This is a genomic window from Pseudoxanthomonas koreensis (genome assembly GCF_041890415.1).
GTDB lineage: Bacteria > Pseudomonadota > Gammaproteobacteria > Xanthomonadales > Xanthomonadaceae > Pseudoxanthomonas > Pseudoxanthomonas koreensis_A.
The window spans coordinates 2,167,168-2,182,717 of sequence record NZ_CP169056.1; the positions used below are offsets into that span (position 1 = coordinate 2,167,168).

At 72.0% G+C, this 15,550-nt stretch carries 8 protein-coding genes; 3 read left to right on the forward strand and 5 right to left on the reverse strand.

The window, feature by feature from the left end; genetic code table 11:
- Nucleotides 1-72 precede the first annotated feature (72 nt).
- Nucleotides 73-1,080, forward strand: coding sequence for a polyprenyl synthetase family protein (locus ACEJ41_RS09965; protein ID WP_374012123.1), 1,008 nt, complete (start codon nt 73-75; stop codon nt 1,078-1,080).
- An 81-nt stretch (nt 1,081-1,161) separates the two neighbouring features.
- On the opposite strand, the gene murD is transcribed toward ACEJ41_RS09965, so the two are convergent.
- From murD to ACEJ41_RS09980, 3 genes are all read right to left on the reverse strand, one after another.
- Entirely contained in the window at nt 1,162-2,625 is a 1,464-nt protein-coding gene (gene murD, locus ACEJ41_RS09970; RefSeq protein ID WP_374012124.1) for a UDP-N-acetylmuramoyl-L-alanine--D-glutamate ligase, read from the reverse strand.
- Nucleotides 2,606-4,030, reverse strand: a complete 1,425-nt coding sequence (gene murL, locus ACEJ41_RS09975) for a UDP-N-acetyl-alpha-D-muramoyl-L-alanyl-L-glutamate epimerase (protein ID WP_374012125.1) — start codon at nt 4,028-4,030, stop codon at nt 2,606-2,608. The genes murD and murL overlap by 20 nt, the downstream gene beginning before the upstream one ends.
- Before the next feature lie 174 nt (nt 4,031-4,204).
- The gene (locus ACEJ41_RS09980) at nt 4,205-6,829 is read right to left on the reverse strand and encodes a bifunctional aspartate kinase/diaminopimelate decarboxylase (protein WP_374012126.1); all 2,625 of its coding nucleotides are present in this window, start codon (nt 6,827-6,829) and stop codon (nt 4,205-4,207) included.
- A 231-nt stretch (nt 6,830-7,060) separates the two neighbouring features.
- On the opposite strand from ACEJ41_RS09980, the gene ACEJ41_RS09985 reads away from it, so the two are divergent.
- Nucleotides 7,061-7,921, forward strand: coding sequence for a PhzF family phenazine biosynthesis protein (locus ACEJ41_RS09985; RefSeq protein ID WP_374012127.1), 861 nt, complete (start codon nt 7,061-7,063; stop codon nt 7,919-7,921).
- 46 nt (nt 7,922-7,967) lie between these two features.
- Complete coding sequence (locus ACEJ41_RS09990; protein WP_374012128.1) at nt 7,968-8,846, forward strand: PhzF family phenazine biosynthesis protein; 879 nt, start codon at nt 7,968-7,970, stop codon at nt 8,844-8,846.
- Nucleotides 8,847-8,865: 19 nt separating this feature from the next.
- Here the strand turns inward: ACEJ41_RS09990 and ACEJ41_RS09995 are convergent, their stop codons facing one another.
- Entirely contained in the window at nt 8,866-11,052 is a 2,187-nt protein-coding gene (locus tag ACEJ41_RS09995; RefSeq protein ID WP_374014117.1) for a bifunctional (p)ppGpp synthetase/guanosine-3',5'-bis(diphosphate) 3'-pyrophosphohydrolase, read from the reverse strand.
- A 60-nt stretch (nt 11,053-11,112) separates the two neighbouring features.
- Nucleotides 11,113-15,462, reverse strand: a complete 4,350-nt coding sequence (gene hrpA, locus ACEJ41_RS10000; protein ID WP_374012129.1) for an ATP-dependent RNA helicase HrpA — start codon at nt 15,460-15,462, stop codon at nt 11,113-11,115.
- Nucleotides 15,463-15,550 lie beyond the last annotated feature (88 nt).

The following is a 15,550-nucleotide window of genomic DNA, read 5'->3' on the forward strand; positions in this document are numbered from 1 at the left end:
CAACCCGCGTCGTGCTGTAGGGATTGTGCCCGCCGGCCGCCTATAATCCCGGCACCTTCACGGGCGCTCCGCATGGTCGACCACGCCACTTCCCCCCGCTACGCCGACTTGCCCCGGGTCCAGGCCCTGGCCGCGCCCGACATGGCGGCGGTGGACGCATTGATCCGCGCCCGCCTGGCCTCGGACGTGGTCCTGATCAACCAGATCGCCGAGCACATCGTCTCGGCCGGCGGCAAGCGCCTGCGGCCGATGCTGGTGGTGCTGGCCGCGCAGGCCGCCGCAGCCGGTGGCGACGCCGGCGCCGACCGCCACCAGCTGGCGGCGATCATCGAGTTCATCCACACCTCCACCCTGCTCCACGACGACGTGGTCGACGAGTCCGACCTGCGCCGCGGCCGCAGCACCGCCAATGCGATCTGGGGCAACGCGGCCAGCGTGCTGGTCGGCGACTTCCTGTACTCGCGCAGCTTCCAGCTGATGGTCGAGCTGGACCGCATGGAGGTGATGCAGGTCCTGGCCGACACCACCAACCGCATCGCCGAGGGCGAGGTGCTGCAACTGCTGCACGTGCGCAACCCGGACGTGGACGAGGCCGCGTACCTGCGCGTGATCGAGCGCAAGACCGCGGTGCTGTTCGCCGCCGGCACCCGCCTGGGTGCACTGGCCGCCGGCGCGGACGCAGCGGCGCAGCAGGCTTTGTACGACTACGGCATGAACCTGGGCTATGCCTTCCAGATTGCCGACGACGTGCTCGACTACACGGCCCAGGCCGGCGACCTGGGCAAGAACCTGGGCGATGACCTGGCCGAGGGCAAGGCCACCCTGCCGCTGATCCATGCCATCGCCCACGCCGACCCGGCCACCCGCCAGCGCCTGCGCGAGGCGGTGCAGCACGGCGATGCGCAGGCCATGCCGGACGTGCTGGCCGCGATCCACGCCAGTGGCGGCCTGGACTACGCCCGCCGCCGCGCCAGCGGATACGCAAGCGCCGCCGAGTCGGCCCTGGATGGATTGCCCGAATCCGAAGCCCTGGCCGCGCTGCGCGGCCTGGCCCGCTACGCGGTCGAACGCAGCCACTGACGGCGCGCCGGCCAGCCACCGCGCGTGGCCCGGCCACCGTCGCCCCGGTTCCGGCGAGCTTGGCGATGCGTGCCGGGACAGCTAGGCGACGCCGATCCCGGCAATGGCGCTGATGGCCTCCGGGTCGAAACCGGCCAGGGCCGCGAAGTGGCGGCCACGCTCGGTGTAGTCGCGATAGGCGCCGAAGCTGGGAGCACCGGGCGACAGCAGGACCACGCCCTGCCCGTCCAGCAGCGTGCGCGCCCGGGCGACCGCATCGGCCAGGTCGGCGGCGGCCACCAGCGTGAACCTGCCGGCGGCCGCCAGCGGCGCCAGCGCGTCGTGGATCAACGGCCCGTTGGCCGCCATCGTCACCACCGCCGCCGGCCCCTCGTCCGCGCCGCGATTGCGCAATTGCGTGGCGAAATCGCTCCAGTCCAGGCCGCGGTCATGGCCGCCGAGCAGGATCGCGGTCCGCTGCCCGCGATGGCAATCCAGCGCGGCCAGGCTGGCGTGCGGCGTGGTGCTGATCGAATCGTTGACCCAGGCCACGCCGTCGCGCTCGCCCAGCCACTGCAGGCGGTGCGGCAGCGGGCGGAAGCTGCGCGCAGCCGGCGCCAGGGCGGCGGCATCCAGGCCCAGCGCCTCGATCGCCGCCAGCGCCGCGCACAGGTTGGCACGGTTGTGCTGGCCCGGCAGCGGTACGTCGGCGGTGTCCATCACCCGTGCAGCGCCGCGGTACAGCCATGTCCCGCGCAGGTGCCAGCCTTGCGCATCGTTGAAGCGGACGATGCGGCTGTGCGGCAACTGCAGCGCGGCCAGGCGCGGGTCGGCGGCGTTGAGGACCACCGTGCGTGGCCGCGCGGCCGTGACCAGGGACAGCTTGTCGGCCATGTAGCGTTCCTGGCTGCCGTGCCAGTCCAGGTGTTCCGGAAACAGGTTCAGCACCACCGCCACGTCCGGCCGCGCATCGCCGGCGGCCACGTCCACGGTCTGGTAGCTGGACAGCTCGATGGCCCAGAACGCGGGCGCGGGGTCATCCGGCACTTCCAGCAGCGGCAGGCCGATGTTGCCGGCCAGCGCGGTGCGATGGCCGCCGGCACGCAGCAGGTGGGCCAGCAGCGCGGTGGTGGTGCTCTTGCCTTTGGTACCGGTGATGCTGACGCTGCGCGCATCGGCGTGGCCGGCAAACCACAGCGTGGTGCCGCCGATGAACCGGGTGCCTTGCGCAACGGCGGCCTGCGCGGCGGCCGAGTACGGGCTGATCCCGGGCGACTTCACCACCACGTCGAACGCGGCCAGGCGCTCGCCGGTGGCGTCGGTTTCGATCTGCAGCCATGGATCGCCAAGGGCGCGTGCGTGCGCGGCCTCGGCCGGCGGGCAGAACAGGGTCAGGCCAGCGGGGAAGCGCGCGCCGGGCTGCCCATCGTCGGCCGCGGGCTGCGCGACGGCACGCTGCACGGTGGCACGCTGCGCGACGGCACGCAGCGCCGCGTACGCGGCACGGCCTTCGCGGCCCCAGCCCCACAGTGCGACACGCAAGCCCTCAAGCTGCGAAATGTGCACGCACCCGCTCCCACACCCCGGCGGGCACGCGATGCTCGTCCTGCGGCTCCAGCAGCGGTTCCAGCGCCAGTGCACCGGCGTCCAGCTGCGGCCGGATCTCGCGGGCGAAGCGTGCCACCAGCGCGTCCTCGCGCCACTCCGGGCGCGTGGCCAGCCACGCCATCGCCGCGCGCGACTCACGGCCTTCGCCCACGCATTCGAACGGCTTGTGTTCGCCGAACTCCAGCAGCGCATCGAAGCTGGCGGCCAGCGCCGCATCGTCCAGCAGGTTGCGGCCAAGGATGCCGACCAGCCGGGTCTTGGGCATGAACGGAGCCAGCGCCAGGAACACGAAATGGCACTTGGGGCACAGCCCGCACCAGCGCTGCGCGGGCTTCTCGCCGAGGATGTGGAAATTGCGGTTGCAGCTGGAGAAATGGGCGTCGTAGTGGTCGTTGCGGGCAAACTGCCGGGCCACCGCCAGTTCCGACAGCGGCCGCAGCAACGAGTAGTAGCGCAGCGCCGGGCCGGCCGCGTCGCCGGCCGCAGCGCCGGCCACGTACCGCTCCACATGGCGGCCGAACGCGCGCTCGAACTCCCAGCCCTTGGACCACTGGTGGTTGACCTCGTCGGTGACGGTGCCATCGGCAGTGACGATGCGGCTGCCATAACTGGCCGAGCGCTCGTTGGAAAACACCACCTGGCCGTGGCCGGTGAGCAGTGCAGCCAGCACCAGGATCGCCGAATTGACCGCGGTCACCGGGATGTGGCCGTTGTAGGCACCCTGGCGGTTGATCTCGAACAGTTCCGGCGCCAGCGCACGGCCGATGTTGAGGGTGGGCAGGCCGGTGCGCTCGGCGCAGGTGCGGATCAGCTGCGAGTTGCCGATCCACGCCACCGTCTGCTCCACGCCCGCGGCACGCAGCGCCTCGATGCTGACCAGCGAGTCCTTGCCGCCGCCGATCGCCACCAGCGCCGGCCCGGCCGGTACTGCGTCGGCCTGTGCCGCGTCGGTCCGTGCCGCGTCAGAGCCGGGCTGCGCCTGCGCATCGGCGGGAAAGCGGATCCGGCCACGCAGGTCCAGGCCGTTGCGATAGGCAAACTCGCCCAGGCCATTGAGGTAGACCTGCTCCAGCAGCGCAGCGGTGCCGGCGTCGATGGGCGCGCCCTCGATCGCGATGCGCGGGGGCACGGCGGCCTTGTAGTAGCTCACCCCGGCAATGAGGTGCAGCAGGCGCAGCGCACGTTCCACCGCCGCGGCGCGCGCGCCTTGCAGCACGAACGGAGCACCGGGCACGGTGATCGTCTCCACCAGCTCGGGGCCGTCGTCAAAGGCGTAGGCCAGCTCGGCCACGCCGGTGGCAGGGTCCAGGCCGCAGCGCACGAAGCGGAAAACCTGGATGGCGTCTCGATCGAAAATGGTCATGCGATATCCGTGGTGGAGCGTGCCCGGCGCAGGCGGCGGCCGGGCGTGGAGGCGTCGGCGAAGACCGTCGCCTCACCGGCGGCCAGGGCCTTCAGCGTAGCGCCAAGCATGGCCGAAGGCAGCCTGCGTGGCGCCCGGCTGGCCGCGGCGCATGCCGGCGTTGGCGGCGCCGGCTCAGTCCGCGGCCCCATCGAGCACGTCCTCGTCCGGCAGCGCGCGCAGGTTGTAGGTACTGGCCATGGCGTGGCCGTAGGCGCCGGCATCGGCCACCAGCATGGTGTCGCCGGGCGTGGTGGCGGCAGGCAGGCGGCGCCGGCGCCCGAAGATGTCGCTCGACTCGCAGATCGGGCCGACCACGTCGAACATTCCATCCTCCGCTTCGTCCAGGCGCTGGAGGTTGACGATGTCGTGCCAGGCGTCATACAGCGCCGGGCGCAGCAGCGCGTTCATGCCCGCATCCAGGCCGACCCGGTGCACGCCGTCCTTCTCCACCACCTGGGTGGCGGCCGCCAGCAGCACGCCGGCCTCGGCCACCAGGAAGCGGCCCGGCTCGATCGCCAGTGCGAACGCCGGATGCACCTGCCGCACTTCGGCCAGGCCGGCGGCCCAGGCGTCCAGGTCGAATGGCTCGTCATCGGCGCTGTACGGAATCGGCAGGCCGCCACCGATGTCCAGGGTGGCCACGGTGCCGATGCGGCGGGCGAAGCCGGCCAGTTCGTCGCACATCAGGCGCCAGTGGCCGGCGGTCTCCACTCCGCTGCCCAGGTGCGCGTGCACGCCGGTGACGATCACGCCCAGCGTGCGCGCCACGTCCATGAACTCGTCGACCCGCGCGGCCGGCAGGCCGAACTTGGCCTCCTTGCCGCCGGTGTTGACCTTCTCGTGGTGGCCGTCGCCATGGCCCAGGTCGATGCGCAGCCACAGGCTGCGCCCACGGAAGGTGTCCGGCCAGCGCTGCAGCGCCTCGACGTTGTCCACGGTGACGGTCACGCCCAGGGCGAAGGCCTGCTGGTACTCGGCGTGCGGGGCGAAGCTGGGGGTGAACAGCACCCGCTGCGGGTCCAGCTGCGGCAGGGTGGCGAAGACATGGCGCAGTTCGCCCAGCGACACGCACTCCAGGCCGAAGCCCTCCTCCACCAGCGTGCGCAGGATGGCCGGGTGCGGATTGGCCTTGATCGCGTAATAGCGGTGGTCCACCGCCGCCACCGCCTTGAGCTGGCGCGCGCGCGCGCGCACGGTCGGCAGGTGGTAGACGTAGCGCGGGGTGCCGGACCGGGCAAGCTGCAGCAGCCGCTCGCGCTCGCCGCGCCACCACGGCTCCGGGCGCGGGCGCACCGCGCCGTTGATCTCGCGCCAGCGCGGGCCGAACACCTCGGTTTCCTGCGCCGGCATCGCGCCGCTGTCGATCAGCGCGGCGTGCAACTGCGGCAGCAGGCCTTCGGCATCGGCCTCGTCGATGACGAAGGTGAGGTTCAGGTCGTTGGACGACTGCGAGATCATGTGCACCCGCTCGTGGCCGAAGTTGGAAAACACCTCCGGCAGCATGTGCAGCAGCGAGCGCATGCCGCGCCCGACCAGGGTGATGGCCGCGCACGGCACGATCACCTTGACCCGGCCGATCTTCTCCAGGTCCGCGGCCAGCGCCGACAGCACGTCCTGGCTGAGCAGGTTCTCGCTGGGATCCAGCGACACGGTCACGTTGGTCTGCGAGGTGCCGATCAGGTCCACCGACAGCGCGTGCTTGCGGAACAGTTCGAACACGTCGGCCAGGTAGCCCACCTGCTGCCACATGCCGATGTCCTCCACCGACACCAGCACCACGCCGTTGCGGCGGCTGATCGCCTTGACCCCCGGCACGGTGGCGGCGCTGCGGTCGATGACCGTGCCGTACATGTCCGGGTTCTCGGTATCGAGCACCGCCATCGGCACGCCCGAATCACGGCACGGCTTGATCGAACGCGGGTGCAGCACCTTGGCGCCGGTGGTGGTGATCTCCTGCGCCTCGGCGTAGCCCAGGCGGCTGAGCAGGCGCGCATCGGGGACTTCGCGCGGATTGGCGCTGAACATGCCGGGCACGTCGGTCCAGATTTCCACCCGGCGCGCGCCCAGCAGCGCACCGAAATACGCGGCCGAGGTATCCGAGCCACCACGGCCGAGCACCGCGGTACCGCCATCGCCATGGCGGCAGATGAACCCCTGGGTCAGGAGCATGCGCGTGGGCTGCTCGGCAAAGCGGCTGCGCCAGTCGTCGTCGCCTTGCCAGCGGCAGTTCACCGACAGCCGTTGCGACCACGGGCTCTGGTTGGGCTGCGGCGGCAGCGCGTGCAGCCACTGGCGCGCGTCCATCCAGCCGAAATCCAGGCCCTGCGCGCGCAGGTAGGCCGCGCCCAGGGTGGAGGACAGCAGTTCGCCGTGGGCCAGCACTTCGGCCTGCCAGTCCAGCGAACGGGTGGCCGCGCGCGGGTCGTCCAGCAAGCCGCGCAGCGATGCCAGGTGCACGCCCACCACCGGATCGGCATCCAGCCCGAGCTCGGCCAGGAATTCGTGGTGGCGGCGCTGCAGTGCCTCGAACCGCTGCCGGCTGTCATCGGCACCGTCGGCGATGGCGGTCAGTTCGTTGGTCACGCCCGACAGCGCGGATACCACCACCAGTACCCGTCCGCCGATCTCGTCCGCACGTTTCTGCGCCAGCTTGCCGATGTTGTCCCAGCGATGGCGACGCGACACCGAGGTGCCGCCGAACTTGAGGACGATCCAGCCGCCTGCGGCGGCATCTTGGGTGGGCGAAACTGCGGACATGGGTGGCTTTCGGAAGAACGCCCGGATATCGGGCACGAACCGCCGATTCTAAGCCGAATCGCCTGGCGGATCGCCTGCCGGATCACCGTTGCGGGAGCCCTTGCGCATGTGGCGGCAAGCGTCACACGCGCAACCATCGCATGCATGACCACCTGCGCGGCGGGTCCCGCGCCGCATGCGTGGTGCCCTAAGCTGTGCAGCCGCCCAAGAGTCCACCCCTGGAGTCCGCCCATGCCTGCACGCCGCTACATGCAACTGGACGTGTTTGCCTGCAGCGCCGGCGCCGGCAATCCGCTGGCCGTGGTGTTCGACGCCCAGGACATGGACGAAGCGGCGATGCAGCGCTTCGCCAACTGGACCAACCTGTCCGAGACCATCTTCTTCCTGCCGCCGACCACGTCCGCGGCCGACTACCGCATCCGCATCTTCACCCCGACGCTGGAGCTGCCGTTTGCCGGCCACCCCAGCGTCGGCGCCGCCTGGGCGGCGCTCGATGCGGGCCTGGCACGGGACCGCGACGGCAGGCTGGTGCAGGAGTGCGCTGCCGGCCTGCTGCCGGTGCGGATCGCGCGCCGGGACGGCATCAGCGTGCCCTCGGTGCGCAGCCCGCGCGCGCAGCCGCGCGCCGTCGTGGCTCCGGACTGGCTGGACGCGGCACGGATATGGGGCGCGCCCCGCGGCACCTTGCCACCGGCGCTGTGGAACAACGGCCCGGACTGGTGGCTGCTGGAACTGGCCGACGAAGCGGCCGTGCGCACGCTGCAGCCCGACCTGGCCGCCATCGCCGCATTGCCGGCCGGCAAGCTGGCGGTGTTCGCAGCCGCCGACGAGGGCGACGCACACCTGGTGGTGCGCGCGTTCGCGCCCGGCGTGGGCATTGCCGAAGACCCGGCCACCGGCAGCGCCAATGCCAGCATCGCCACGCTGCTGCACCAGCACGGCCGCCTGCCCGGGCGCGACGGCCGCTACCTGGCCAGCCAGGGCCGTGAACTCGGCCGCAACGCGCAACTCGAGCTGCACATCGATGCCGATGGCCAGGCCTGGGTCGGTGGCCAGGTACAGGCACCGCTGCGCGGCACCCTGGATTGGTGAGCGCGGGTTGCTAAGCTCGGCCACCTTCGACCCGAGGAGTTGTCCGATGGCGCTGCGCCCGTTCGTCCAGGTGGACGTGTTCGCCGACCGGCCCGGAGCCGGCAATCCGCTGGCGGTGGTGCTGGAGGCTGACGGCCTGGACGATGCGGCGATGCAGGCCATCGCGCGCTGGACCCGGCTGCCGGAAACCACCTTCGTGTTTGCGCCCACCCGGCCCGGCGCCAGCTACGCCATCCGCATGTTCAGCCCCAAGCGCGAGGTACCGTTCGCCGGCCACCCCAGCGTCGGCACCGCACACGTGGTGCTGGAGGCCGGGCTGGCCAAGCCGCGCAACGGGCTGCTGCTGCAGGAAGGCATCGCCGGCCTGCTGCCGTTGCAGGTGGACGCTGGCGACGGTGGGCAACGCATCGCCATCCGCACCCCGCGCGCGCGCCTGCTGGAGAGCGTGGATGCCGGCGACCTGCGCGTGGCCGGCGCACTGCGCTGGTTGCCGCCCGGCACGCTGCCGCCGGCACTGATGGATGGCGGCCGCCGCTGGTGGGTGGCCGAGGCCGCGGACGAATCCAGCCTGCGCCAGGCCACGCCCGACTGGGACGCGATCGCCGCGTTGGCGGCGGCCACCGAAAGCATGGGCGTGCTGGCCTTCGCCCGTTGCCACGGCAGCGATTACCAGATCGCCGCGCGCGCCCTGGTCGGCGGCCCGGCGATCTTCGAGGACGCAGCCTCCGGCGCGGCCAACGCCACCCTGGCCGCGTGGCTGGCCCTGCGCGATGCCCTGCCCGGCGATGGCGGCCGCTATCGCGTCAGCCAGGGCCGCGAAGTGGGGTACGACGCACGCCTGGACATGCAAGTCGATGCCGATGGCGAGGTCTGGTCCGGCGGCCGCGTGGTCAGCGTGGTGCGCGGCACGATCGACTGGCCGTAGCCGGCCGCGGCGACCCCGTTCACCCCAGCCGGCGCGCGTGCTCCACGCCGGGCAACGCATCCAGCTTGCCCAGCAGGGTCGACAGCTGGCCGTAATCGGACACGCGCAGGCGCATGCGCAACTCCAGCCGGCCGTCCTTGTCCGCATCGCTGCGCAGGTCGGCCACGTGTGCATCTTCCTGGGCCACCAGGGTGGTCACGTCCTTGAGCAGCCACTTGCGGTCCACGCCGCTCACCGCCACGTCCACCTCGTAGCCGCCGCCGGCGCTGCCCCACTCCACCGGCAGCACGCGCTGCGGCTGGGCCGTGGCCAGGCGGGTGAACGATGCGCAGCCGGCACGGTGCACGGTCACCCCGCGGGCGCGGGTGAGGTAGCCGGTGATCGGCTCGCCCGGCACGGGCTGGCAGCAGCGCGCAAGCTGCACCAGCAGGTTGCCCACGCCCTGTACGGTGAAGCCGGGGTCGCGACGGTGGCCGGCCTTGCGCGGCGCCAGGCGCGGCGCGGGCGGTGCCTGTGGCTCGGCCGCACGCCCGATCTCGTGCAGCGCGCGGCCCACCTGGTGCGGGCCGACATCGCCCAGCGCGACCTGGATGTAGAGGTCGTCCACGGTTTCGGCATGGAACTTCCGGGCCACCGGCGCCAGATCGGCCTGGTGCAGGCCCAGGCGCTTGAGCTCGCGCTCGAGCATCTCGCGCCCGGCCTGGACGTTGCGCGAGCGGTCCAGCTTGTGGAACCAGGCGCGCACCTTGTCGCGCGAGCGGCCACTGGCGAGGAAGCCGTTGGACGGCAGCAGCCAGTCGCGACGCGGGTCCGGCTCCTTGCCGGTCATGATTTCGACCCGGTCGCCGCTGCGCAGGCGGTAGCCCAGCGGCACGATGCGTCCGTTGACCTTGGCCCCGCGGTAGCGGTGCCCGACCATGGTGTGCACGTGGTAGGCGAAGTCCAGCGGGGTGGACCCCTGCGGCAGGTCGATCACCTCGCCCTTGGGCGTGAGCGCATAGACCCGCTCCTCGACCAGTTCGGCATCCAGCGCACCGGCCAGGCCTTCGTCGCGGCCCTCGCCGGCCTGCTCCAGCAACTGCCGCATCCAGGCGATCTTGCGTTCGAACGCGCGCCCTGCCCCCTTGCCCGCGGCACTGCCGCCGGTCTCCTTGTAGCGCCAGTGCGCGGCCACGCCCAGTTCGGCCTGTTCGTGCATTTCGCGGGTGCGGATCTGCACTTCCAGGGTGCGCCCCTCCGGCGCGACCACGGCAGTGTGCAGCGAGGCGTAACCGTTGGGCTTGGGCCGTGCGATGTAGTCGTCGAACTCGCCCGGCACCGGCGCCCACAGGGCGTGGACCACGCCAAGCGCGGCGTAGCAGGCGGCGACATCCTCCACCATGACCCGCACCGCGCGCAGGTCGTATAGCTTCTCCAGCGGAAGCTGCTTCTTCTGCATCTTCCGCCAGATGCTGTAGATGTGCTTGGAGCGGCCACTGATGTCCGCGCCCAGGCCGTGTTCGCCCAGCGCTGCCTGCAGTTGCACCTTGACCTGCTCGATGTAGCGTTCGCGCGCGGCGCGGCTTTCGTCCAGCTCGCGGGCGATGTGGTGGTAGGTGCCCGGGTCCAGGAACCGGAACGCCAGGTCCTCCAGCTCCCACTTCAGTTGCCAGATGCCCAGGCGGTTGGCCAACGGGGCGTGGATGTCGCGGGTGAGCTGGGCCAGTGCACGGCGCTGGTCCTCGGGCAGGTTGCCGGCCGTGCGCATCTTCGCCAGCTGCCGCGACAGCAGCACCGGCACCACGCGCAGGTCGTGGATGATCGCCAGCAACAGGCGGCGCAGGCCTTCGCCGTTGCGCCCGGCCTCGCGCCCCGCATGCAGCGCCCAGACCTGGTCGGCCGCGTCCTGGCCGTCGAGCAGGCCGGCCACCGCGGGCAAGGCGGCAACCGTATCGGCGGCCGCGGCCGCGCGCAGGCCCGGCAGGTCGAACAGCAACGCAGCCGCCAGGGTCGGCTCGTCGGCGCCCAGGCCGGCCAGGGTGGCCAGGGTGTCGGCAATCACCGGCCATGGAGCGCGGGTGTGCCGCGAGGTGCCCTCCGCGTCCCAGGCGGCATCCAGGCGTTCGCGCAACGGCGCCGGCAGGGTGGCCGTGGCCGGATCCTGCAACAGGGCGTGCAAACCGTCGATGACAGGGCGCGACAAGGCCGTTCCGGCGCGGGGAGTGATGGGACCTACACTAGCGGCGAACGCGGCGCGGCCACAAGCCGGCTGCAGCGATGACGCCGGTCACGCGCCGGAAAGTGCGGCCAGGCGCTGGGCCAGCTTCTTCGGCGACACGCCGCCGCGCGAACCCAGTTCCTGTGCGAACAGCAGCACCCGCAGTTCCTCCAGGTCCCAGCGCAGGGCCTGCCATTGCGGCGTGCCGTCCTCGCCGCGCGCGCGTGCGGCGGCCAGGGCGTCGGCAAACGGCTTGAGTTCCAGCATCCGGGCCTGGTCGCGGGCCGGATCGCGCAGCGCGCGCTCGGCGCGCAGCGCCATGCCCTTGAGCCAGCGCGGGAACTGCGCCAGCGCCTCGGCCGGCGTCTGCTGCAGGAAGCCCGGATGCACCAGGCCCTCGAGCTGGCCACGCAGGTCGTCGAGGTTGGCGCCGGCCCAGCCCATCAGCGGTGCTTCCAGCTTCGGCTTGAGTTCGGCCACCGCGGCCAGGATCTGTTCGGCCAGTTGCAGCCGCGCCATCGCCTCGCCGAACAGGCGGCGGCCGGCGCCCTCGGCGCGGCGGGTGAAGGCGGCCGCATCGCGGATCCCGTCCAGATCCTCCGCCAGCACCGCGTTGAGCGCGGCCTCGACCAGGTCGGCGCGCAACTGCTCCTTTTCCCGCGCCTTGGCGTCCGGGCCCTGGCCGAAATGCTCGATCGCCGCATACAGCAGGCCGAGCCTGGGTGACAACGGCAATTGCTTGCGCGCGTGCCGGGCCTTGTCGGCCAGGGCGATGCGCAACAGGCGTTCCACCCCGCGCGGATGTGCCGCCCGGGCCTGGGCGCGGTCGGCAAACACGCGCAGCACCACGTGGTCGCCTTCGTCCACCAGCGCCGGATACCCGGGAACGCCGGCCTCGCCACTCACCTGCAGCGGGATCGGCTCGGCCGGGAAGTCGCGCAGGCGGCCATCGCCGTCGGCCAGCGCCTGCGCCGCACGTTCGGCGAAGGCGCGGCTGGCGCGCTCGCCAAAACGTGCGCGCAGGCCATCGAGGTCGCGCGATTCGGCCAGCACCCGGCCACCGGCGCCCGGCGATTCGCGCAGGCGCAGGTTCATCCGCAGGTGCGGTTCCAGCGCGGTTTCGTCGAAATCCAGCGCGGCCACGGGCGCGCCGGTGGCGCGGCTGAGGAAGCGCGCCAGTTCGCCGCCCAGGGTGTCGGCCGACGGCTGCCGGAACGCCTCGAAGAATGCGCGGCCGAAGTCCGGCGCCGGCACATAGTTGCGGCGCATGGCCTTGGGCAGGCTGCGGATCAGGCCGGCGGCCTTGTCGGCCACGAATCCCGGTGCCAGCCACGACAGCCGGGCCGGATCCAGCGCGCCCAGCAGCGGCAGCGGCACGTCCAGGGTGACGCCGTCATCGGCCGCGCCCGGCTCGAAGCGGTAGTGCAGCGGCAGGCGCGCATCGCCCAGCGGAAAATATTTCGGGTAGAGGTCCTGCTGCCCGCCTTCGCCCGGCAGCAGGTCGGCCACCGACCAGCGCAACGCCTGCTTTTGCGCCTGCGCCAGCCCTCGATACCACGCGTCCAGCCCGGCAGCCGAATGGATCTGGCCCGGAATCCGGTCCAGGTACCAGCGCGCCTGCCACTGCTCGTCGGCCACCAGGCCGGCGCGGCGCAGCTTGGCCTCTTCCTCGCGCGCCTGTTCCAGGGTCTTGAGATTGGCGGCCAGGAACGAGGCGCGGGTGTCGATCTCGCCAGTCACCAGGGCCTGGCGCACGAACAGTTCGTGCGCGCCGGCCGGGTCGATGCGGCCGTAGTGGACCGGCCGTTTCGGTGCCAGCACCAGGCCGAACAGGCTGATCTGCTCGGACGCCAGCACGTTGCCCTGGGCACGCGACCAGCGCGGGTCGAAGTGCTTGCGCGCCAGCAGGTGCGGCAACTCGGCGATGGCCCAGTCCGGCTCGATCGCCGCCGCCGTCAGGCCCCACACCTTCTGGGTGTCCAGCAGGGTCGACACCAGCACCCACGGCGGTGGCTTGCGCGCCAGCGGCGAGGCCGGGAACAGTTGGAAGCGGCGCTGGCGTGCGGCCTGGAAATCACCCTTGTCGGTGCGCTGGCCGATCTGCGTGGACAGGCCGGCAATCAGGGCGCGATGCAGGGCCTGGTAAGCGGCGGCGCGTTCGCGCGCGCTGACGCGCGCAGCCGGATCGGGCGGGACGGCGCCGTGCGGAGCATTGTCATGCGCAGCAGCGCCAGGTTCACCGTTGCCTCCGGCGTCCCCTGCACCATGCCCGCCACGGGACACCGGCAAACCCGGCCCCGGGCGGCCCTTTGCCCTGGCTTCGCGTGCCAGCCGCGCCGCGCGGTGCAGTTCACCGCGGCTTGCGCGGGCTGCGGGAGTGGCGGCGCCCATGTCCGTCGCCGACGCGCCGGCCAGCAAGGGCACCAGCGCCTGCCCGACCGGCTCCTCGGCCCAGCCAAGCGCATCGCACAGCAGCTTGAGCTGGCGGTGCAGCTCGCGCCATTCGCGCATGCGCAGGAATCCGAGAAAGCGTTTGCCGCACCAGTCGCGCAGCCGTGACTGGGTCAGCTCGCCATGCGCCTGGTCATAGGCGTGCCACAGGCGCAGGATGCCGATGAACTCCGAACGCGCGTCGGCAAATTGCGCATGTGCGTTGTCGGCCGCTTCGCGCGCATCCGGCGGCCGCTCGCGCGGGTCCTGCACGCCGAGAAACGCGGCAATCGGCAGCATCGCCCGCAGCACGCCATGGGCCTGCGCGGCCACCAGCATCCGCGCCAGCTTCACGTCCACCGGCAGGCGCGCCATCTGCCGGCCGATGGCGGTAAGGCGGCGACCACGCCCGTCCATGTCCTCCACCGCGCCAAGTTCCAGCAGTTGCTGCCAGCCATCGGCGATGGCGCGCTCGTCGGGCGGCTCCAGGAACGGGAAGTCCTCGACGATGCGCGCGCTGTCCGCGGCGGCGTCCTGGTGCCGGCGCCGGCCACGGCCCTCGATCCGGTCCAGGCCCAGGTGCAGCATGCGCAGGATCACCCCCGCAAGGCTCGATCGCCGGATCTCCGGGTCGGTGAACTCCGGGCGCGACAGGAAGTCGGCCTCGGCGTACAGCCGGTAGCACACGCCCTCGGCGATGCGCCCGCAGCGGCCCTTGCGCTGGTCGGCGCTGGCGCGGCTGATCGGCTCCACGTGCAGGCGGTCGATCTTGGAGCGCGGGCTGTAGCGCTTGATCCGCGCCACCCCCGGGTCGACCACGTAGCGGATGCGCGGCACGGTCAGCGAGGTCTCGGCCACGTTGGTGGCCAGCACGATGCGCCGCTGCGGGCCAGGCTTGAATACCCGGTCCTGGTCGCGCGTGGACAGCCGCGCGTACAGCGGCAACACCTCGGTGGCCCGGTACTGGCGCTTTTCCAGCATGCGGTGCAGGTCGCGGATCTCGCGTTCGCCTGGCAGGAATACCAATGCGTCGCCACGCGGATCCTCGGCGGTGATCTCGTCGATGGCCGCGACGATCGACGCCAGCGGATCGAGCTCGCGCTCTTCGCGGCCAGCGCGACCCTCACCTGCACGGCGCGCGCCCGCCCGTTCGCGCGACTGCTCCGCTGCCACGGTTTCCGGCCCGCTGCCGGCGTCGCCCGGCGGCCGGTAGCGCACCTCCACCGGATAGGTGCGCCCGGCCACGTCCACCACCGGCGCATCGCCGAAATGGCGGGAGAAGCGCGCGGTATCGATGGTGGCCGAGGTGACCACGACCTTGAGGTCGCGGCGCCGCTGCAGCAGTTGCTTGAGGTAGCCCAGCAGGAAATCGATGTTGAGGCTGCGCTCGTGCGCCTCGTCGACGATGATGGTGTCGTAGGCCGACAGCCAGCGGTCCGATGCGATCTCGGCCAGCAGGATGCCGTCGGTCATGAACTTGATCCGGGTGTCCGGGCCGACGTTGTCGGTGAAACGCACCTGGTAGCCGACCAGTCCGCCCAGCGGGGTCGCCAGTTCCCCGGCCACGCGCGCGGCCACCGCCCGCGCCGCGATCCGGCGCGGCTGGGTGCAGCCGATGGCACCGGCCACGCCGCGGCCGGCGGCCAGGCACAGTTTGGGCAACTGGGTGGTCTTGCCCGAGCCGGTCTCGCCGGCCACCACCACCACCGGATGATCGCGGATCAGCGCCACGATGCGGTCGGCCTCCGCGGCGATGGGCAGGGCCGGGTCGACCTGCACCTGCGGCAGTGCCGCGGCGCGTGCCTGGCAGGCGGCGACCGACGCGGCCACGGCCTGCTCGAACCGCGCCCGCGCCTGCGCATCGGCCGGCACCTTTTGCCAGCGGGACCACAGGCCCAGCAGGCGCGCACGGTCGCGGCCCAGTGCGCCGTCGATGCTGCGCCGGGCCTGGTCCAGGACGTTGCGCAAAGAAGGGGAATTGGCTTCCATTGAGGGACGGGGCGTGAATCCGTGCGTAACGCGTCAGGGGTTAAGTTCCATTGTGACAGCCCCCATGTTCCCAACGTGGATCAACAAC

Coding starts and splice junctions, on each gene's coding strand:
- ACEJ41_RS09965 (WP_374012123.1), top strand. CDS start 73: ATGGTCGACCACGCCACTTCCCCCCGCTACGCCGACTTGCCCCGGGTC.
- murL (WP_374012125.1), bottom strand. CDS start 4,030: ATGACCATTTTCGATCGAGACGCCATCCAGGTTTTCCGCTTCGTGCGC.
- ACEJ41_RS09980 (WP_374012126.1), bottom strand. CDS start 6,829: ATGTCCGCAGTTTCGCCCACCCAAGATGCCGCCGCAGGCGGCTGGATC.
- ACEJ41_RS09985 (WP_374012127.1), top strand. CDS start 7,061: ATGCCTGCACGCCGCTACATGCAACTGGACGTGTTTGCCTGCAGCGCC.
- ACEJ41_RS09990 (WP_374012128.1), top strand. CDS start 7,968: ATGGCGCTGCGCCCGTTCGTCCAGGTGGACGTGTTCGCCGACCGGCCC.
- hrpA (WP_374012129.1), bottom strand. CDS start 15,462: ATGGAAGCCAATTCCCCTTCTTTGCGCAACGTCCTGGACCAGGCCCGG.